We start from the raw sequence: 20829 nt of genomic DNA, 5'->3' as shown, positions 1-20829 counted from the left end.
CCCAGACCTCAGCCAAGTCTCAGGGATTCGGGGCAGACTGGTTCCATGCGCATCCTTGTCGTCGACGATGACCGTGCTGTGCGTGACTCCTTGCGACGGTCCCTCGAGTTCAACGGCTACACCGTCGAGCTCGCCTCCGACGGCGCCGAGGCCTTGGCCCGCGTCCCCCAGATCAATCCCGACGCGATCATCATGGATGTCATGATGCCGCGGCTCGACGGCCTCGAGGCGACCCGAGCGTTGCGTGGGGCCGGCAATGACGTGCCGATCCTCGTCCTGACCGCTCGTGATGCCGTCTCGGACCGGGTCGACGGTCTCGACGCCGGCGCAGATGACTACCTAACCAAGCCATTCGCCCTGGAGGAGCTCCTCGCCCGCGTACGTTCGCTGCTGCGGCGCTCGAGTCGGGCCGCGGCCGTCGAGCCGGACGAGGCTCCTCTGACCTTCGCGGATCTATCGCTCGACCCCGTCACCCGGGACGTCAAGCGCGGCAATCGCGCACTGTCCCTCACACGTACGGAGTTCGCGCTGCTCGAGCTGTTCCTGCAACGTCCCAAGCGAGTGCTCGAGCGGTCCTTCATCCTCGAGGAGGTCTGGGGCTTCGACTTCCCCACCACCGCCAACTCCCTCGAGGTCTATGTCGGCTATGTCCGCCGCAAGCTCGAGGCCGAGGGTGAGTCCCGTTTGCTCCACACGGTGCGCGGAGTCGGCTATGTCCTGCGCGAGACGCCTCCGTGATCGCAGGCCTGCACCGGCTCCTGCAGTTCTTCACCCACCGGATGACGCTGGCCCTGCGGGTCGCGGTGCTCACGACGTTCGCAGTGGCCCTGACGCTCAGCGGCGTGAGCGCCATCGTCTTTGTCATCGTCCAGGCCGAGTTCGAGAGCTCGCTCGATGAGTCAATGCTTCGCCGCGCAGAGGCGGCTGTCGATGCTGACCTCGCCGAGGCGACGATCTTCCAGCAGCTCAACCCGCGCCTGCAGCAGATCGCGGACGTCCAGATCTTTGTCGTGAAGGGCGGGACGCTGTTCGGCGACAACACGATCGATGCCCAGGCCGGTGCGTTCAAGGGTTACCACGAGATCGAGGTGTCGATCGGTCAGGCCAGCCAGTCGTTGCGGACCGTCCGGGTCCAGGGGACGCCCTATCGCGTCGTCGCGGTGCAGGCCGGGAGCGGCACGGCTCTCGTCATGACGCAGTCGATGGAGTCGGTCGATCACGCCCTCAACCGGCTGCGCATCATCCTGCTCCTGACCAGCACCGCCGGTGTCGCGCTCGCCGGCGTAGCTGGGTGGGCCGTCGCGGCCAACGGCTTGCGCCCCGTGCGACGACTCACCGCAGCGACCGAGCACGTCGCGCGTACCTCCGACCTGACCCCCATCGAGGTCTCCGGGCACGACGAGCTCGCCCGACTCACGACCTCCTTCAATGCGATGCTGCAGGCGCTCGACGCATCGCAGGAGAGGCAGCGACAACTCGTTGCCGATGCCGGCCACGAGCTCCGCACACCCCTGACCAGCCTCAGGACCAACATCGAGCTCATCGGCCAGGCCGCCGACAACACCGAGCGGTCGCTGTCGGACGACCAACGACACGAGATCATGGGCGACGTCCGGTCACAGCTGGAGGAGCTCACGACCCTCGTCGGTGACCTCGTGGAGCTGGCCCGCGACGAGCCGATGCGCCGCGACCCTGAGCCCCTCGACTTCGCCGAGGTCGTCAACCAGGCCGTCCACCGCGTACGCCTGCGGGCGCAAAGCATCCAGCTCGACGTCGACCTGGAGCCCTGGATGGTGTTCGGTGAGCCGCAGCTGCTCGAGCGGGCCGTCACCAATCTGCTCGACAACGCGACGAAGTGGAGCCCCACGGACGGGACGGTGCACATACGTCTCAGGGACGGTTCGCTCACCGTCAGGGACGAAGGGCCCGGGATCGAGCCGACCGATCTGCCGCACATCTTCGACCGGTTCTACCGCGCCAGCGAGGCACGAACCCTGCCCGGCTCCGGCCTGGGTCTGTCGATCGTCAAACGGGCAGCGGACCGGCACGGGGGGACGGTCGACGTCGATTCCAGGCCCGGCGAAGGCACGACATTCACCGTCACGCTGCCTGATTCGCGCCAGCCCTGACCTGCGGGTTTCTTTGATCGCTCACACGCCACTCTCACATCAGTCTCAGTGATGAGCGAGAATCTACTTCCATGACCGATACGAACGACCCGTTTGCGAGCCGCCCCTACGTCCCCCCGACGGAGCGCGACGGCGATGGAGAGCCGGCACCTGCCTCCACCGAGCCCTCGGCCGTGACCCCGCCCGAGTCGGCACCTGAGCGCCCTACGGTCGAGGCGCCGGCAGCGCAGCCGGACGCTCGGGTCGAGCCCGGGGCGGGATCGGACTCCGAACCCACAGTCCCGGTCGCCCCCGCCGCCGACACCTACACACACCGCTATCCCGCCACTGATTCGCCGGCCGCAGACACGCGGACCGACTCGGCCCCGCCCTTCCGCGACCACGAGCCGACCATCGCCTTCCCCGCCGAGGCGGGCGCCGGAGGCGAGCCTCCGGTCAAGAAGAAGCGTCGGGGCGCTCGAGTCGTCGCCAGCGCGCTGGCGCTGCTCATCCTCGCCGCCGGCGCAGGATTCGGTGGCGCATACGCCTATGACCAGGTGCAGGACGACGACAGCAGCGACGGCAGCACGGTCAGCTCGCTCGACACCGGCAAGTCGACCAACACCAACGTCCCCGCCGGCGCCGTGGAGCAGGTCGCCAAGAAGGTGCTCCCGTCGGTCGTGCAGATCAATGTCAAGGGTGATGAGGAGTCCGGCTCGGGCACCGGCATCATCATCAGCAGCGACGGCGAGATCCTCACAAACAACCACGTGACTGCCGCTGCGGGTGACAAGGGCATCATCACGGTGGCCTTCAACGACGGTTCCAACGCGCGGGCCGAGGTCGTCGGAGCCGATCCCAAGACCGACCTCGCGGTCATCAAGGCCGAGGGCAAGAGCGGCCTGACCCCTGCCGTGCTGGGCACCTCCTCCGACCTCGAGGTCGGCCAGGAAGTCGTCGCGATCGGCTCGCCGTTCGGTCTCGAGAGCACCGTGACCCAGGGCATCATCTCGGCGCTCAACCGTCCCGTGACCTCATCTGACGGCAGCTCCGACCCGACCAAGTCCAACACCTTCCCCGCGATCCAGACCGACGCGGCGATCAACCCGGGCAACTCCGGCGGTCCGCTGGTCGACATCGAGGGCAACGTCATCGGCATCAACTCGGCGATCAGGCAGGGCTCCGGGGCAAGTGAGGGCGGATCGATCGGCCTCGGCTTCGCGATCCCCGTCGACCTGGCCAAGAATGTCTCCAAGCAGCTCGTCAAGGGCGAGACCGTCGAGCATGCCCAGATCGGTGTCACGGTCAAGCCCGCCACCTCCGACGATGGCATCACGGGCGTCGGGGCGTTGATCGACGAGGTCGCCGGCGACGGTGCCGGTGACGAGGCCGGCCTCAAGAAGGGCGACATCATCACCGCGGTCAACGGCGACCTGGTGCCCAGCTCGGAGGCACTTGTCTCCGCGATTCGCGGCTTCGAGCCCCGCGAGAAGATCACGGTGAGCTACACCCGCGACGGCAAGAAGTCCGACGTCGAGGTGACGCTCGACTCCGACGGCGGAGGCGACGACAACTGAGTCCGGCCGGCGCCATCCCGCTCGCACCCGCATACGGGTTGGCACCTGCCGGGTTCGGCCGGATCACGTGTGAGGATGGCCGATTTTCGCTCGTGAACTGTCCGCCGCCCGCACTACCGTGAGGGAGTGAAGACTGATCGCGACCTGTCACTGCCGGCGATGCTCGTCACGGTCTTCCTCTGGGCCTCGGCGTTCGTCGGGATCCGCGCCGTCGGCGACACCTTCTCCCCGGGATCGCTCACCCTGGGCAGGCTCGCAGTCGGGGCGATCGCGCTCACGATCGTTGCTCGCCCCTTCAGCACCCGGTTGCCGACCGGCCGGCCACTCCTGCTGGTCGTGCTCTACGGGGTCGTGTGGTTCGGCGCCTACAACATCGCCCTCAACGCTGCCGAGCGCGATCTCGATGCCGGCACCACCGCGCTGATCGTCAATGTCGGGCCGATCTTCGCGGCGGTCATCGCCGGGGTCATCTACAAGGAGGGTTTCCCCAAGCCGCTCATGATCGGCATGGGGATCGCATTCTCCGGCGTCGTCCTGATCGCGGTCAGCACCAACAGCGACTCCTCCGCGGTCGACACCGCGAGCACCACCGGCGTCATCCTGTGTGTCGCCGCTGCGGCCTTCTATGCGTTCGGCGCTCTCGCCCAAAAGCCCGCCCTCAAGCACATGCGACCCATCACCTCAGTGTGGCTCGGCTGCCTCGTCGGCGTCGTGGTCTGCCTGCCGTTCGCGCCCGCCCTGATCGACGATGTCGGCAACGCCTCGATGCACGATCTGCTGTGGCTCGGCTATCTCGGTGTCTTCCCGACCGCGATCGGGTTCAGCACGTGGGCCTATGCGCTCAAGCGCATCTCGACCGGCAAGGCCGCCTCGACGACATACCTCGTCCCTGCGGTCACGACGCTGATCTCGTGGGTCGTCCTCGATGAGGTGCCCGCGGCGCTCGCATTCGTGGGCGGCGGCCTGTGTCTCCTCGGCGTCGCCATCACCCGCCTGCGGTCGGCGCCCCGGCCCGACACGACCCCCGCCCCGGTCGACGAGTCCCCCGCCCCCTCTCGCTGACCTCCCGCCCCGACCCCGCTGAGCGTGACGCTTTTGATGTGACACGCCGGGCCTTGCCTCAAAAGCGTCACTCCCAGCGGGGACAGGCGCTATCGGTCGCGGGCTCAGGCAACCTGGATGAGACTGGACAGGTGAAGATCGGGGACAAGGTCAGCTGGGAGACGCCCCAGGGACGTACGCACGGCAGGATCGTCGAGAAGAAGACCCAGGACTTCCAGCTCGCCGGGCAGAAGTTCACGGCATCCGACAACGAGCCGAAGTTTATAGTCGAAAGCGACAAGACGGGAGCGCGCGCCGCTCACGCAGCCTCGGCGCTCCGGATCCTGAAGGGCTGACATGGGCATTCACTGGTGGGCATTCCTCGGCGTCGTCGCGGTCGCGTATGCGATCCCGGGCCCGGACTTCGCAGTGATCCTGCGGTCGGCGAGCCGTGGTTGGCGCACCGGGGCGGCCGCGGCGCTCGGCGCGCAGGCCGGACTCTGCGTCCACATGCTCGTCGCGACGGCCGGCCTGTCAGTATTGCTCGCGCAGTCTCCCAGTGCGCTCAGTGCGATCCGATGGGCCGGCGCTGCGTACCTCATCTGGCTCGGCGTCGGGCTGATCCGGTCGAGCTTCCGCAGGTCAGATGCGTCCGACCACGGCGAGGAGTTGTCGACTGGCACGGCATTCACGCAGGCGCTGTTCACGAATCTGCTCAACCCCAAGGCAATCCTGTTCTTCGCCGCCGTGCTGCCACAGTTCGTCGTGCCGGGCGTGCCGACGGGTGCGCAGGTCCTCGCACTGGGTGCGGTCGACGTGTTGGCCGGATTGATTCTGTGGGCCGTGCTCGTCGCCATCGGCGCGAGCCTGGCGTCCTGGTTCGCCCGCCCCAAGGTGCGCCAACGCTGGGACAGGGCCACCGGCGGCGTCCTGACCGGCCTCGGCGCGACCCTCGCCACCACCAAGATCTGAGCTCCCGTCTCCGCTGAGCGTGACGCTTTTGATGTGACACGCCGGCGCGAGCCTCAAAAGCGTCACTCCCAGCGGGGGCAGGCGGGGGCAGGGGTTAGCCGACCAGGTCCGTGACGAGATCGCGGAGTATGCCGAAACCGTTCTGCGTCAGGATCGACTCGGCGTGGAACTGCACACCCCGGTAGTGAGGTCCGGCCACCAGGTGGATGTCGCCGGTCGCCGGATCGGTCTCGACCGTGACCCCATCCGGCAAGCCGCCGGCCGGCACTCGCGCGACGAAGGTGTTGTAGAACCCGACGGTCTCCTGCCGATCGAACACCGGGAGCCGGCTCTGCGTCCCCTGGAAGACGATGTCCTTGAACGCCAGGTCGAGACCGATCTGATGGCTCAGCACCTGATGACCAAGACACACAGCCAGAAATGGTCGTTCTGTGGACAGGAGAGAGGTGACGACGCCGTGAAGTAGTGCCATCTTGGGGTCGGCCAGATCCCGCGGATCACCGGGCCCGGGCCCCACGACGACGAGGTCGAAACCATCGAGGTCGCCATCGGCGTAGGCGTCGTGCCGCGCGATGTCGGTCGACATGCCGAGCACCCCGAAGACGTGCGAGAGCATGTTGACGAAGTCATCCTCGCCATCGACGATCACCACCCGTTTGCCGACCAGCGAGGGCACCGGAGCGGCACCTGACTGATCAGTCAGCCAGAACTGGCTGAGCCGCTGGTTGCGCGACCCGAGCGCGATCAGCACCTCGTCCTCACGGGTGAAGGCGTCAAATCCCTCGACTGGATCGGGCGCAGGCTCCACGAGCCCGAACGCACTGAGGATGCCGGAAGCCTTGGCCCACGTCTCATGGGTCTCGTACATCGCGTCGGAGTCGCGGACAAGGGTCGCCCCGGCGGTCACCTTGAGATTGCCCTCGAGGTCGACATCGGCCGTACGGATCAGGATCGGAGCGTCCGCGAGCGGTGAACCGTCGTCGTCGCGACCGATCAGGGCCGCGACCGCAGCGTAGTAGCCGCGGCCCTCCGGCTCGTACTTCTTGATCAGCCGGCACGCGTTCTCGACCGGGCTGCCGGTGACGGTGGCCGCGAACATCGAGTCCCGCAGTACCTCGCGCACATCGCGGTTGGTGCGGCCCGCTAGCAGGTACTCGGTGTGCACGAGGTGCGTCATCGGCTTGAGATAAGGCCCGAGCACGAGTCCGCCCTCGTGGCAGATGTCGCACATCATCTTGAGCTCCTCGTCGACGACCATGAAGAGCTCGTAGATCTCCTTCTCGTCCTTGAGGAACCGCAGGAGCTCGCGCTTGCGATCAGCATGTGTCTCCAGGCCCCGCATACGGAACGTGCCGCTGATGGGGTTCATCCGCACCTGGCCGTCCTCGACGCTGACGTGCCGCTCGGGGCTCGCGCCAATGAGATAACGATCGCCGGTGAAGACGCAGAACGTCCAGAACGCGCCCCGCTCCCGCTCGAGCAGGCGACGAAACACCGTGAGCGCCCGGTCATGGCCCCAGTCGGCGACCTGCGCGCGATAGTGCCGGCCGATCACCAGATTGGCACCCTCGCCCTGACCGATCTCCTCATCGATGATCTCCCGCACGACCGCGGCATAGTCGTCGTCGGACGTCTCGAACCCGCCACGATCGGCGAACTCGATCGGCGCATCCGGCAGCAGGCCGAGCAGGTCGTCGATCGGCACCTCGGCGCCATACGCCGCCTCGATCGCGGACAGCGGCGTGCCGTCCTGGTGTGCCTCGAAGCCGCGTTCGCGCACCTGCGCATACGGCACGAGCACCAGGTGGTTCCACGCCCGATCGCTCCCCGGCACCAGCGGTATGTCCGACAGCGCGTCGAGATCCACGCGCGGGCCGCCGAGCAGCGTCACGGTGTCCGAGTCGCGCACGCGGATCAGCGCGAAGGCCGGTTGAGCGAGCAGTTCGTCGAGCTGGGTCATGAGGATCCTTCGAGAAGTCTCGACCGGCATACAAGACAAGAGCCCAGATCCGGCCGTGAAGCGGTCTGGGCAAGGTTCGAACAGTCCACCACGTCAGGGGTGGGGCCACCAGGCGGCGACGAGCTGCTGTCCTGTCATGGCAGGAGCCTAGCGCAGCGCAGACGGGACTCGAGCCAGCGCCCAGGAGCGGCACAGCAGCACGTCAGGAGCCTGCTGCCATGCTGGCGACATGGACATCGACGTCGACCTGATCCGGCGCGATCTGACGCAGATCGTCAACCTCCCGAGCATCGGTGGCTCCGATGCCGAGATCGCGGTCCAGCGCTGGTGCGCCGCGACACTGACCGGCCTCGGCCTGGAAGTCGATCAGTGGCGTCTGGATCTGGACGAGCTGCGGTCGGCCGAGGGCTATCCGGGGGAGGAGGTCGAGCGAGACGAGGCCTGGGGGTGCGTCGGAGTCTCTGCCCCCGGCACCCCGGCGCTGATCCTCAACGGTCACGTCGACGTCGTGCCTCCCGGCGACTCGGAGTCCTGGCCCGACGCCGATCCGTGGCATGTCCGCGAGGCGGACGACACGTGGTTCGGCCGCGGCGTCTGCGACATGAAGGGCGGGGTCGTGGCGATCATCGCGGCCGCGCGCGCGGTCAGCAACGTCCAGCTGCGCAGGCCGTTCGCGGTCCACACCGTCATCGGCGAGGAGGACGGGGGGCTCGGCACCTTTGCCACCCTGCTCCGCGGCCACACCGGAGAGGCCTGCGTCATTGCCGAGCCGACCAATGGGGAGATCGTCGCCGCAAATGCCGGCTCCCTGACATTTCGCATCGAGGTCCTCGGGCGGGCCACACACGGGTCGATGCGGACCAGCGGTCACAGTGCCATCAGCGCGTTCGAGCGGCTGCATCGCGCCCTTGCGGAGCTCGAACGCGTGCGCAACGAGGCTCCCCCGCACCCCTTCGGAGACCTGCCCTGGCCCATCAGCGTCGGCGTCGTGCACGCCGGGGACTGGGCCAGCACCGTGCCGGACCTGTTGGTCGCCGAGGGCCGCTACGGGGTCATACCAGGTGAGTCGTTCGCAGATGCCAAGGCGGCCTTCGAGGGTGCCCTCGCTGAGGCCGCGGCCAAGGACCCCTGGCTCGCCGAGAACCCGCCGAACGTGACGTGGCCCGGCGGCCACTTCGCCGCTGGACGACTGCCTGAGGGCGATCCGTTCGGGGACCAGGTCGCCGAGGCAGTCATCGCCGCCGGACAGCCCCGGCCACTGTTGACGGGCGCGCCCTACGGCTCGGACCTGCGGCAGTATGCCGCGCTCGGCATCCCGACGGTGCAGTTCGGTCCCGGCGACATCGCCAACGCACACGCCACTGATGAACAGGTGCCGATCGAGGACGTCGTGGCCTGCGCCAAGGCGTACGCCGAGCTGATCCTCGCCCGGTGCCGCTAGCGGGGGGTCGTGGTGATCGGCGTGTAGTCGGCCACGCGGATGATCCCACCGGGCTCGAAGCTGACCGGCTGCAGACCGACCGGCCTCCCCTCGGCGAAGGTCACGATCGTGACCTTGGGCTCCCCCCGCAGCTTGCTTCCCAGAGCGACGGCATAGACGGCGCCGCCGGTCGACCCGGTCGAGAGCGTCGTGGTCGACCGGCCGTTGCTGCCGGTCACCACGGTCGGGCCGACCTGCCTGTGCAGGTGGCCCGAGAGGACCAGGTCGGCGCATCCTGAGGCGGCGGCCCGCTTGGCCGATGAGGGCGAGTGGACCGCGATGACGCTGATCTCACCGTCCTCGCACGCGAGCTCGGTGAGCTCGGTGTCCTGGGCGCGGATCGCGGCGATGTTGTCGGACTCGTTGCCGTTGTAACCAGCCGTCAGACCCGAGCTCCGTGGATCGCTGTTGCCGAGGAAGCGGATCCCGTCAACCATCACCGGCTCGCCATCGAGCACCGTGAAACCCTTGTCCTCCATCTGCTTGCTGACGGTTCCGCCGGTGTCGTGGTTGCCGGCCACCGACACGATCTCGAAGTCGCGGAACTCCCGCGCCAGCGAGTTGAGGCTGAACGCCTCCCAGCTTGCTCCGTTCGACGTGTCGTCACCCAGGTCGATCAGGAGGCTGGCCCCCGCCCGATCGGCTATCGCCCGGGCGACCGGGTCCATGCCGATGTTGTCGTGGCGGTCGGTCACGACCAGTGCTGTCGTCTCGGCGGCGAGCGGTGCGCGCACCTCTGCGGTGGCCGCGCTCTTCGCGAGCTTGCCGTAGAACGCGACAGAGGTCCGGTACGTCTCCAGCGCCCCCTGGACGAGCGCCCTGCTCCCGCTGGTCGAGGCGCCCTCGGCGATCTCCACCTTGTCGAGCACCGCGTCGGTCGGCAGCTCGGGGAACACCGAGTCGATCGGCACCCAGGCCGCATCGTCCGCCCGCGGACGCTCCGGGGCCGCGACGAGGACCAGCGCGCCAATCGTGATGATTCCCACCGCTGCCGCGCCGAGGACCTGCCCGAGTCTCGGCCTGCGGGTCGATGCCCAGATCGTGCGCCGCCGCTGCTGGCCGATCGCCCGCCAGGCGAGCACGGCGAACAGCACCGCCAGTGCAGCCGCGCCGACCCCACGCATCGCGGCGTCTGCCAGCATCGATGTGACTGTCGATCGGATGGCCGCGATCTCGCCTTGCGGCTGCGATGCGATGACGGCATCACGCACCACCAGCTGCTCGAGGTTGGAGACCTCGCTGTCGCCGAGCCGGATGTCGATGCCGAGGCGGAGCGGCGCTTCTGCGGGGAGGCGGATCCGCGGGATCAAGGTGCCGGAGTCGATGCGGGCATACCCGCTGAAGTTCGGCTGCACCTTCGCCTCGTGCGCCCCGATGACGATGTCGCGCTCGCTGTGGATGAACGTCGAATAGGCGGTGGGCAACGCGACGCCCACCGCGAGGAGGACGAGCAGCAGGAGCTTGAGGAGCCGGCTCATGCCAGGCGGTTCAACCACGTGTTGGTCGTGCCCACCGTCGTCAAAAGCTGGGTGGCACGGGTCAGCACGACATACAGGGTGCGCCATCCGGCGCGGGACTCCTCGGTGATCTGATCCGGCTCGACGACGACGACGCCATCGAACTCCAGGCCCTTGGTGTCGAGTCCGTCCATCAGCCGGAGCCGATCGGTGTGACGCTCGAGCAGCTCCGCGAGATCCGCGCGGAGCCCGGTCACCTGCGCGGCCGGCGCGACGATCGCGACAGTACCCTCGACCCGGTCGAGGACATCCTCGACGCCGCGTCGGACCGCGTCCACCAGCTCGCTGGGACCGACCGTGAGATGCACCGGCAGCTCTCCTGTGCGACGGACCGCGTCGGGCAGGTCCGGATCCGGGACGGCAACTGCCGCCACCTTGGCGGCGAGGTCATAGATCTCTGCCGAGTTGCGGTAGTTGGTGGAGAGCCGGAACGCGTGCTCGGGCTTGCCCTCGAGCGCCGCGCGGCGCGCCGCGGCCGACTCACGCGGGAATGGCCATGACGACTGGGCCTCGTCTCCGACGATCGTCCAGCTGGCATAGCGGCCCCGGCGTCCCAGCATGCGCCACTGCATCGGCGACAGGTCCTGCGCCTCGTCGACCAGCACGTGAGCGAAACCATCGTCCTCGATGCTCTGCGTCGAGCGGAAGCGGTCGACCCGCTCCTCGCGCTCACGACGCTCAAAGCTCATGAGCTGCTTGGGCGCATCGTCGTCATCAGTGCCGCTCGCGGGGATGTCACCGATGACATAGCGCAGCTCGTCGATCAGCGGCACGTCCTGGATGCTGGGCTCACCGATCGTCCAGGAGGCCATGAGCGCCCTCGCCTCCTCGGTGTCGAACGCACCGCGCGAAAGCCGGTCGAGGACCTCGGGCAGGGTGCGCCACACGTCGATCGGCTCGACCGGTGGCCACCAGTCCTCGACGAAGTCGACGAAGCGGTCATCCGTGGTGATGGTCGAGACGAACTCCTCCTCGCCCTTTTCGAGAGCCCGCTCACCGGCGACCTGACGCCACAGCGCGTCGACCAGTGCCGCTGGGGCCTTGAGGTAAGCGCGGTTGCGCTTCGCCCCAGACAGCAGGTGGCGGCGGATGCGGTCGAGCTGGTGTTGGTCGAGGCGCAGGACATCGTCCTTGTAGAAGTATCGGAACTCCGTCGGCGCTCCGGGCAACGGTTCGGATGCGGCCCGGGCGAGAAAGGCGGTCATCCGCGAGGACCCCTTGGCGGCTGCGGCGACCGGCTCGTCGTGGCGGGCGGCGCGCAGACCGTCCACGACCTCGCCGAGCGATCGCAGCGTCACGCTCGTCTCGCTCGTCTCGCCGAGGCTCGGAAGAACCCGCTCGATGTAGTTCATGAAGACCGTCGAGGGGCCGACGACCAGCACGCCGCCGGACTCGAACCTGCGCCGATCGGTGTAGAGCAGGTAGGCCGCGCGGTGCAGCGCGACCACGGTCTTGCCCGTGCCGGGACCTCCTCCGATCGTCGTTGCGCCTCGACTCGGAGCGCGGATCGCCTGGTCCTGCTCCTTTTGGATCGTCGCGACGACCGAGTGCATCGAGCTGTCGCGCGCCCGGGTCAAGCTGGCGAGCAGGGCGCCTTCGCCGACGACCACGAGGTCGTCGGCCGCGTTGTCTCCGTCGAGCAGGTCGTCCTCGATGCCGATGACCTTGTCGTTGGCGCAGCGCAGGACCCGGCGCCGGATGACTCCCGCTGGCTCCTGCGCCGTGGCCTGGTAGAAGATCGCCGCGGCAGGGGCACGCCAGTCGACCAGCATGATCTCGCGATCTGCGTCGCGTACGCCGATGCGACCGATGTATCGAGACTCGCCATCGAGCAGGTTGAGTCGGCCGAACACCAGTCCGTCATGGGCAGCGTTGAGGGCGGAGAGTCGCCGAGATGCCTGATAGACCATCGCATCGCGCTCGACGAGGCCACCCTCGTTGCCGACATGGCCTCGCGCCATCCCTTCGACGACGAGGGACTGGGCCACCTTGGCGGACGCATCGAGTCGTTCGTAGACGGCGTCGACATACGCCTGCTCAGCATCGATCTCGCGCTGCTCCGCGTTGTTCGCGCTCACCCGACTCCTCATCGCCCCTAGAGAACTCACAAGTCTATTGCGTGGTCGAGATATTCCGCAGGCAGCCGACCGTTCTGCGGACACCGCGGGAGCTGGCTGTCTCCACCGAGGGGTCCGCTGAGGACAGCCCGGATCCGGGCGGCCAGGCGACACGGCGGTCCTGCCCCCAGGATCCGGGTTGACGGGCCATACTGGGGCCCAGACAACTCTTGGTGAGGAAACACGATGGCTGGCGGTTGGCGTGTGACGGCACGGATGATGGCTGCCGCAGCGGCAGCAAGAGCTGTGTCCCGGGCCGCCGACTCGATGCGCAAGCTCCTCGCCGAGGTCGAGCAGCCCGCGCTGAGTGGCCCGACACCCACCCCTCCGCCTCCGCCGACGTTTGTCGAATCGCCCGCACAGCTGGCACCGGTCATGATCCACTCGCCCGCCGTCCCCGAGCGAGTGGTTGCCGCCCACGTCGAGCCGCCGCACGAGTTCGGTCCGACGCGAGTCATCACCCCGTCGCACGGCATCGGATTCAGGTCCGAGCCGCGGCGCCCCCAACCGGTCGCCGAGATGCCGGTCATCTCCCGCCCCGGCAGGCCCGACGAGCCGGACGACGTGGCGCCGGCCCAGCCGGTGAACATGCCCGAGTCTGTCCACACCGCCGCCGCGATCGTGCAGGATCTCGACGAGGACGACGAGTTTGACGACGATGAGCTCGACGACGACATGGACGACGACTCCGACCCGGAGCCCCTCGAAAACGACAAGCAGCCCGAGTCGGCGGCCGAGGATGACGCGGCCGAACCTGAGGACGAGCCCCTCGACGAGCCCGACGAGGTCGCGGACATCGAGGAGGAAGTCCCCGAGCCCGAGCCCGTCCCTGTTTTCGTGTCCGAGCCCGTGTCCGAGCCCGTTTTCGCGTCGGTACGACCCCTGCGACTCTCCGCTCCCCCGGTCGAGGACACCCCGGTCGCCGAGGAGGACGCCGCCCCGGTCGGCGACCTGACCGAGCCCGTCTTCGGCAAGCCGACAACCCCGAGCCCCGGCCCGCCGATCGGGCTCGTGCCGGCACCGGCGGATCAGGCAACCGGAGACCGGCCGCTTGCCGAGACCACGGACAGGCGGGGCAACCGCGGCAAGCATCGTCGCCACCGCAGCGCCGTCAGTGGCACGGTGCAGAGCTCGCGAGGTCGGGGTCTGCGCGGCATGGTCGTCAACGTCCTCGACGAGCGGGGTGAGGTCGTCGGCACGACACTCACGGGTACGGGTGGCTCGTTCATCGTCGAGGAGCTGCCCGCCGGCAACTATCGCCTGGGTGTCTCGGACCAGTCCGACGGAGATTTTGCCGCGAGCTGGCACGGCGAATCGGCCAGAGCCCTGGCCACCATCCTCAAGGTCAAGGACGGCAGGACCCGGCGCAAGGCCGATGTCACCCTGGTGGCGATCGCGGAGGTCGACCTCGACGTCGACCTCCGCAAGAAGAAGGCGATCGTCCACATTGCCGTCACCGATCGCGCCACCGGCACTCCCGCCGAGGGCTCGGTACGTGTGTCGACCAAGCTGTTCAGCACCCAGCTCGCACTCAACGAGGGCCGGGCCACGATCACCCTGTTCGGCAGCGCCAAGGGTTCACCAGCACTCACCAAGAAGGTCGACGTCACCTATCTCGGGAGCAAGCACACCCGTGCTGCTGCGTCCTCCGCCAAGCTCCGCTGACGACTGCTTCAGGCTGGGTCGAGAATCCGCTTGAGGAACTGGCGGGTTCTCTCCTCCTGCGGGTCACCAATGACCTGGGCGCTGCTGCCGCGCTCGACCACGACACCACCATCGAGGAACAGCACCTGGTCGGCGACCTGCTCCGCGAAGCGGATCTCATGCGTCACCAGCACCGTGGTCCAGCCCTCGGTGACCAGGTCCTTGATGACTGCGAGCACCTCACCGACGAGCTCCGGATCAAGTGCCGAGGTCGGCTCGTCGAACAGCACGACCCGCGGCTTGAGGGCCAGCGCCCGGGCGATGCCGACACGCTGTTGCTGGCCGCCGGAGAGCTGGAACGGGTGCTGATCAGCCTTCTCGCTCAGCCCGACCTGCTCGAGCAGCGCCTGCGCCTCAGCGACTGCCTCGTCGCGCGGACGCTCCTGCACCTGGACCGGACCTTCGATGACATTCTCGAGGACGGTCTTGTGGGGAAACAGGTTGTGCGACTGGAACACCATGCCGCTCTGCGCCCGGAGCCGAGCGATCTGGTCGCGCGCGACCCGACCCTTGGCCGGCAGGGAGCCGAAGTCGACCTCGACATCGTCGATCTGGATCGTGCCCTCATCGGCCCGGTCGAGCACGTTGAGGGCTCGCAGGATCGTCGTCTTGCCCGAACCTGATGGGCCGAGGAGCGCCGTCGTGGTGCCGGCCACGGCCTCGAAGTCGATGCCGCGCAGCACGTGATTGTCGCCGAATGACTTGTGGATGCCGGTCGCACGTACCCGGAGGTCGGCCATGGCACTGCTGGTCTGCTGGATCTCGGTCATGTCGCCACGAACCTGTTCAGTCGGGTCTCGAGTCTGCCCTGGACCGCGGACATGCCGACGCACACGACCCAGTAGTAGAACGCTGCCAGCACATACAGGGGAAGGAAGACCTGCGCGTTGGATGCCGCGAACTGCGCCTGGCGGAACAGCTCGGTGATCAGCACCACCGACAGCAGCGATGTGTCCTTGAGCAACGAGATCGCGGTGTTGGACAACGGCGGGACCGCGATACGTGCCGCCTGGGGGAAGATGATCCTGCGGAACGACTTCCAATAGCCCATGCCGATCGTCGACGCGGCCTCGAACTGGCCCTTGGGAACCGACAGGATGGCAGCCCGCACGACCTCGGCCGCATAACCACCGACGTTGAGGCTCAGCGCGAGGATCGCCGAGACCCACGGTGAGAGCCTGATGCCGATCTCTGGGAGACCGTAGAAGAAGATGAACAGCTGGACCAGGAGCGGAGTGCCTCGGATGACCGAGATGTACGCCCGAGCGATGCCGCTCAGGGTCCGGTTTCCGGAGATCCGGGCCAGTGCCGCTCCCACGGCAAGCACCAGACCTATTGCGAAGCTGACGATCGTGATCGGGATCGTCGCGATCAGGAGCTTCTTCAACATGGGTCCTGCGGCATCCTTGAGGATGTCCACATCGCTGCGTTTCGCGCGGCCTCCAGACACGTCGGCTTCGCCGTCGTTGGGGATCGAGACGTCGGTCTTGAAGTACTTCTCCGAGATCTTGGCCAGTGTCCCGTCGGCCTTGAGCGCCGCGAGCGCCTGATTGGACTGCTCGAGCAGCACCTTGTCGGACTCGCGGAACGCCAGCACCTGCTCGCTGACCTCGTCGCCGGCGTTGCCGACGATCTCGATGTCGTCCGAACCGGTCGTGTTGAGGTAGTCCAGAACGGCGATGTTGTCATTGATCAGCAGGTCGGCCCGGCCCTGGACGACCAGCGATGCAGCTTGCGAGAAGCCCTCGACGGCCACGATCTTGGCACCGGCCTCGCGCGCGACATCGGCCCAGCTGGTGGTGATTGACTCGGCCGCGCTCTTGCCCTTGATGTCCTCGAGCTTCGTGATGCCCTTGGTGCCCTTTTTCACGACGATGACACCGCGGGAGTAGGTGTAGGTCGTGCCGAGGCCGTACCTCGCCTTGCGCTCGGGGTTGACCGTCACCTGGTTGGCGATGACATCGATGCGATTGGCCTCGAGCGCGGCGAAGATCGCGTCGAACTGCGTCTCGACGAACTCGAGTCGCCAGCCGGCCTTTTTGGCTACGGCCTTGATGACCTCGATGTCATAGCCGGTGAGATCGTCGGTCTCCTCGTCGTGGAAGGAGAAGGGTGGATAGACGCCCTCGGTACCGACCCGGACCAGTGGTCTGTCGTCGGCGGCCTGGGCGGACCCCATCGGGAGCAGCATCAGCCCCAGCAGAACGAGCACGATGAGCTTCACTGCATGCCGCATGCTTCCCCCTTCGGTCAGTGACCTGACCGTACGGGATGAGGGTCGCCCCGCACACCGTCGCACCCGTCGTACCAGCATGCGGTCGGCCCGACAGGCGACGAACGAGTCCCTGCTATTTCTTCCGATTGAGGAATGCAGTCATCGCCTCGCGGGCCTCATCGCTGCCGAAGAGCTCAGCTGATCTGGCCGCGACCTCGGCACCTCGCTCGTCGATGCGGGCCACCAGATCGTGGTTGAGGATCCTCTTGGTCTCCCGCAATCCTTGCGGGTACGCCTTGGAGAGATCCGCGAGCACGCTCGCGACCTCGGTGGCCAGGTCGGCGGCCGGAACGGCCCGGGTCACCAGGCCGGCCGCTGCAGCCTCTGCGGCGTCGAACGTGCGCGCGGTGAGGAACAGGTCGCCTGCCGCCCGCTCGGTGAAGCGTGGAATGAGGCTGAGCGAGATGACGGCCGCCGCGAGCCCCAGGCGTACCTCGGTCAGCTGGAACGTCACCGAGTCGGCGGCGATCACGATGTCGGCGGCGCCGACGATGCCCAGGCCGCCCGCACGCACGGGGCCCCCCAGCCCGACCACGACCGGCTTGGTGGCCGTGGCGATCTGGCGCTGCAGGGCGACGATCGCCTTGGCTCCTTCGACCATGCCGCCGCCGACCGCCTCGGTCAGATCGGCACCGGAGCAGAACACCGGCCCCGCCGAGCGGATCAGGATCGCCTTGGTGGCCGGATCGGCATCTGCCGTCGTCAGGTGGGCTGCGAGCTCGGTGACCAGCTGCCTGCTCAGGGCGTTGCGGTTGTGCTCACTGTCGAGCGTGATCGTGGCGACCTGATCGGTGATCTCGAGATGAACCAGCTCAGTCATGACTGTCTCCTCAGTAGGACTTGGGGAGGCCCAGCGAGAACTGGGCGATGAAGTTGAGCACCATCTCCTTGCTGACCGGCGCGATGCGGGACAGCCGCGAGCCGGCCAGCATCTGCACCAGACCGTACTCGTTGGCCAGCCCGTTGCCTCCGTGCGTCTGGATCGCACGGTCGACCGCGTTGCACACCGCCTCACCGGCGGCATACTTCGCCATGTTGGCCGCCTCACCGGCAGCCATGAAGTCGCCGTCGACATAGAGCGCTGCGGCCCTCTGGGTCATGAGTCGCGCCATCTCGATCTCGATGAATGTCTGGGCGAGCGGGTGCGCGATGGCCTGGTGCGAGCCGATCGGGGCCTTCCAGACCTGGCGCTCCTTGGCATATTCGGTGGCCTTGGCCAGTGCCAGACGGGCGGTTCCGGTCGCGAACGACGCACCCATGATGCGCTCGGGGTTGAGCCCGGCGAAGAGCTGCTCGATGCCGGCGTCCTCACTGCCGACCAGGGTGTCGGCCGGGAGCAGGACGTCGTCGAAGAACAGCGTGAACTGCTTTTCCGGGGACACGATGCCCATGTCGATCTCGGTGTAGGTGAACCCCTCGGAGTCCGTCGGCACGAGGAACAGCGCAGGCTTGAGGTTGCCGGTCTTGGCGTCCTCGGTGCGCGCCACGACCAGCACGTGACTGGCCTCGTCGACGCCCGAGATGTAGGTCTTCGTGCCCTTCAGGCGCCAACCGTCCGCCTCCCGGTATGCCGTGGTGATGATCCGGTGCGAGTTGGACCCGGCATCGGGCTCGGTGATCGAGAATGCGAACGTCGATGTGCCGTCGGCCAGACCCGGCAGCCAGCGCTCCTTCTGCTCCTGCGTGCCGTACTGCGCGATGATCGTCCCGACGATCGCCGGGGAGACGACCATCAGCAGCAGGGGGCTGCCGGCCGCAGCGAGTTCCTCGCAGACCGCAGCGAGGTCACCGATGTCACCGCCGCCCCCGCCGAACTCCTCGGGGACCGCCACGCCGAGATAGCCCAGCTTGCCGGCCTCCTGCCACAGCTCGGTGGTCTTGCGCCCCTCCTTGGCGGCCTGCTCGAAGTAGTCGCGGCCATACTTCTTGCCGAGATCGGCGACGGCCTTGCGGAGCGCCAGACGCTCCTCTGACTCGGTGAAGCTGCTCATGCGGTTTCTCCTTCGATGATGGCGAGTACGGCTCCGGACTCGACCTGTGCGCCTGTGGTGACCGAGAGCTGCGTGACGACGCCGTCGGTCGGTGCGGTGATGGTGTGCTGCATCTTCATGGCCTCCAGGACGACGATGACATCGCCCTTGGCGACCTGCTGACCGTCCTTCACAGCCACGCTGATGACCGCGGCCGGCATCGGCGCAAGCAGCGAGCCCTCGGCGATCACGTCTGCTGGGTCGACGAAGACCGGGACGGGCGTCAACGTGATCGACCCCTGAGGGCCATCGACATCGACCCAGCCGTCACCGACCGAGACCGCATAGGCCTGCGTGACTCCGTCGTCGTCGAGCACGACCCGGGTCGGGCTCGCCTCGACCACGGTCACGTCCGCGAGATCGTGCTGCACGAGTCCTGCGCTGTAGGAGACCGTGATGTCCGGTTCATACGTTCGGGTGCGTGGCTGGCTCGGGACGTTGCGGTAGGCCGTCGGGATCCGGCCGAGCACCTTGGCCTTCGATGTTGCGGTCGTGGCCTCCGCGAGTGCTGCGGCGACAGCCGAGGCACGCACGGCCCGCTCGTCGAGGCTCGGCTTCGTCCAGTCGGCGAGCCGCTGGTAGAGCAACGCGGTGTGGATGCGCGCCGCCGCGAACTCCTCATCGGCGAGGATGCCGAGCAGCAGATCGGTGTTGGTCGTGACGCCGTGCAATCTCAACCGACGCAGTCCCGAGCTGAGCTGCCGGATCGCGGTGCCCCGATCGGGGCCATGGGCGATGAGCTTGGCCAGCATCGCGTCGTAGTGGATGCCCACGATCGAGCCGGACTCGACTCCGGAGTCGACCCTCAACCCGTAAGCGGCGGGGTTCACGAAGCGCGCGTCCTCGAGCTCGAACGTGCGGACCGTCCCGGTCTGGGGCTGCCAGTCATCGGCCGGGTCCTCGGCATACAGGCGGACCTCGATCGCGTGGCCCCTCGGCTGCGGCGGCTCACCGTCGAGTGCCCGACCTTCGGCGACATCGATCTGCAGCGCGACGAGGTCCGTGCCGGTGACGCACTCGGTCACCGGATGCTCGACCTGGAGGCGGGTGTTCATCTCGAGGAAGTAGACCTTGCCGCTGTCGGTGTGCGCGTCGGCGACGAGGAACTCCACAGTGCCGGCCCCGACGTAGTCGACCGCCTTGACCGCGGCGCGGGATGCGTCGTGGAGGATCGTGCGGACGGGATCGCTGACCGCCGGGGCGGGTGCCTCCTCGACGACCTTTTGGTGGCGACGCTGGATCGAGCAGTCACGGTCACCGACGACCCAGCACGTCCCGTGGGTGTCGGCCATGACCTGCACCTCGATGTGGCGCGCCGTCGGCAGATAGGGCTCGACGAAGACCGTGTCGTCCCCGAACGCCGACAGCGCCTCGGCTCCGGCGGCGGCAAGCTCGCCCTCCAGGTCGGCAGGATCGGTGACGACACGCATGCCTCGGCCGCCGCCGCCGGCCGACGCCTTGACCAGGAGCGGGCCAATCCAATTCTTTCCGGCCTCGGCGGTCACGGCCGCGACGTCGACCGACAGGATCGGCACGCCGCCGGCGGACATGAGCTCCTTGGCCCGGATCTTGGAGCCCATCGCGTCGATCGTCTCGGGCGCCGGACCGATCCAGGTCAGGCCTGCTGCCGCGACATCGCGGGCGAACTGCGCGTTCTCTGACAGGAAGCCGTAACCGGGATGGATCGCGTCGGCGCCGGCCTTGAGCGCTGCCGCAATGACCAAGTCACCCCGCAGGTAGGTCTCGGACGGAGCGTTGCCCGCAAGGCGTACGGCGAGGTCCGCATCGGCCACGAATGGCGCCCCGGCATCGGCGTCGGAGTGCACCGCGACCGTACGGATGCCGAGATCGCGGCACGTACGAAAGACCCGGCGAGCGATCTCGCCCCGGTTCGCAACGAGTATCGACGTGATCAAGAGAGCTCTCCTCGAACGGTGGAAAGAACGCAACCATGGGCCGAGCGAGCGCAGCGAGCGAAGGCAGGCGCCCGTGCGAAGCACGGCTGCGACGTAGTCGCAGGAGCGGCGAGCGCCAGCGAGCCGTGAGCC

Annotated in this window: 16 protein-coding genes; 8 read left to right on the top strand and 8 right to left on the bottom strand. The window is 67.8% G+C overall.

The annotated features are described in order from the left end of the window. The first annotated feature begins 45 nt into the window (after window positions 1–45). The 6 genes from WKF39_RS09000 (at window position 46) to WKF39_RS08975 (ending at window position 5698) form a co-directional block, all read left to right on the top strand. Complete coding sequence (locus WKF39_RS09000; protein WP_340387519.1) at window positions 46–738, top strand: response regulator transcription factor; 693 nt, start codon at window positions 46–48, stop codon at window positions 736–738. Further along, window positions 735–2129, top strand: coding sequence for a HAMP domain-containing sensor histidine kinase (locus WKF39_RS08995; protein WP_340387518.1), 1395 nt, complete (start codon window positions 735–737; stop codon window positions 2127–2129). The genes WKF39_RS09000 and WKF39_RS08995 overlap by 4 nt, the downstream gene beginning before the upstream one ends. A 71-nt stretch (window positions 2130–2200) precedes the next feature. Beyond that, window positions 2201–3685 (top strand): trypsin-like peptidase domain-containing protein, encoded by a 1485-nt coding sequence (locus WKF39_RS08990; protein WP_340387516.1) that lies wholly within the window; start codon window positions 2201–2203, stop codon window positions 3683–3685. A 126-nt stretch (window positions 3686–3811) separates the two neighbouring features. Next, complete coding sequence (locus tag WKF39_RS08985) at window positions 3812–4747, top strand: DMT family transporter (protein ID WP_340387514.1); 936 nt, start codon at window positions 3812–3814, stop codon at window positions 4745–4747. A 131-nt stretch (window positions 4748–4878) separates the two neighbouring features. Then, on the top strand, window positions 4879–5082 hold the full coding sequence (locus WKF39_RS08980; protein ID WP_340387512.1) for a DUF2945 domain-containing protein: 204 nt from the start codon (window positions 4879–4881) through the stop codon (window positions 5080–5082). 1 nt (window position 5083) lies between these two features. After that, window positions 5084–5698 (top strand): LysE family translocator, encoded by a 615-nt coding sequence (locus WKF39_RS08975; RefSeq protein WP_340387510.1) that lies wholly within the window; start codon window positions 5084–5086, stop codon window positions 5696–5698. Window positions 5699–5792: 94 nt separating this feature from the next. Here WKF39_RS08975 and WKF39_RS08970 read toward each other — a convergent pair whose 3' ends face one another. After that, on the bottom strand, window positions 5793–7658 hold the full coding sequence (locus tag WKF39_RS08970; protein ID WP_340387508.1) for an anthranilate synthase family protein: 1866 nt from the start codon (window positions 7656–7658) through the stop codon (window positions 5793–5795). A gap of 229 nt (window positions 7659–7887) precedes the next feature. On the opposite strand from WKF39_RS08970, the gene WKF39_RS08965 reads away from it, so the two are divergent. Then, window positions 7888–9099 (top strand): ArgE/DapE family deacylase, encoded by a 1212-nt coding sequence (locus tag WKF39_RS08965; RefSeq protein WP_340387505.1) that lies wholly within the window; start codon window positions 7888–7890, stop codon window positions 9097–9099. On the opposite strand, the gene WKF39_RS08960 is transcribed toward WKF39_RS08965, so the two are convergent. Together WKF39_RS08960 and WKF39_RS08955 are read right to left on the bottom strand one after the other, a co-directional pair. Continuing rightward, window positions 9096–10634, bottom strand: a complete 1539-nt coding sequence (locus WKF39_RS08960) for a metallophosphoesterase (RefSeq protein ID WP_340387503.1) — start codon at window positions 10632–10634, stop codon at window positions 9096–9098. The two genes, WKF39_RS08965 and WKF39_RS08960, sit on opposite strands and share 4 nt — an antisense overlap. Next, complete coding sequence (locus WKF39_RS08955) at window positions 10613–12733, bottom strand: UvrD-helicase domain-containing protein (RefSeq protein WP_340387501.1); 2121 nt, start codon at window positions 12731–12733, stop codon at window positions 10613–10615. Before WKF39_RS08955 ends, WKF39_RS08960 begins: the two co-directional genes overlap by 22 nt. Before the next feature lie 225 nt (window positions 12734–12958). Between WKF39_RS08955 and WKF39_RS08950 the strand changes: the two genes are divergently transcribed. Next, window positions 12959–14437 carry a carboxypeptidase regulatory-like domain-containing protein gene (locus WKF39_RS08950; protein ID WP_340387499.1) on the top strand — a complete coding sequence of 493 codons (1479 nt, stop codon included), beginning with the start codon at window positions 12959–12961 and terminating at the stop codon, window positions 14435–14437. 8 nt (window positions 14438–14445) lie between these two features. Here the strand turns inward: WKF39_RS08950 and WKF39_RS08945 are convergent, their stop codons facing one another. The 5 genes from WKF39_RS08945 to WKF39_RS08925 all read right to left on the bottom strand — a co-directional run bounded on the left by WKF39_RS08945 (window position 14446) and on the right by WKF39_RS08925 (window position 20697). Beyond that, window positions 14446–15216 (bottom strand): amino acid ABC transporter ATP-binding protein, encoded by a 771-nt coding sequence (locus WKF39_RS08945; RefSeq protein ID WP_340387635.1) that lies wholly within the window; start codon window positions 15214–15216, stop codon window positions 14446–14448. A 26-nt stretch (window positions 15217–15242) separates the two neighbouring features. Next, window positions 15243–16712: an ABC transporter substrate-binding protein/permease gene (locus tag WKF39_RS08940; RefSeq protein WP_340387497.1), complete on the bottom strand. Its 1470-nt coding sequence runs from the start codon at window positions 16710–16712 to the stop codon at window positions 15243–15245. A gap of 112 nt (window positions 16713–16824) precedes the next feature. Then, window positions 16825–17571: an enoyl-CoA hydratase-related protein gene (locus tag WKF39_RS08935; protein ID WP_340387495.1), complete on the bottom strand. Its 747-nt coding sequence runs from the start codon at window positions 17569–17571 to the stop codon at window positions 16825–16827. A gap of 10 nt (window positions 17572–17581) precedes the next feature. Next, a complete protein-coding gene (locus WKF39_RS08930) occupies window positions 17582–18742 on the bottom strand; it encodes an acyl-CoA dehydrogenase family protein (RefSeq protein WP_340387493.1) in 1161 nt (386 codons plus the stop codon). Continuing rightward, window positions 18739–20697, bottom strand: a complete 1959-nt coding sequence (locus tag WKF39_RS08925; protein ID WP_340387491.1) for a biotin carboxylase N-terminal domain-containing protein — start codon at window positions 20695–20697, stop codon at window positions 18739–18741. Before WKF39_RS08925 ends, WKF39_RS08930 begins: the two co-directional genes overlap by 4 nt. Window positions 20698–20829 lie beyond the last annotated feature (132 nt).

This window comes from Aeromicrobium sp. (genome assembly GCF_037719875.1).
Classification (GTDB): domain Bacteria; phylum Actinomycetota; class Actinomycetes; order Propionibacteriales; family Nocardioidaceae; genus Aeromicrobium.
Note: the sequence above shows the minus strand (reverse complement) of the source record. Positions and strands in the feature narration are given on the sequence as shown.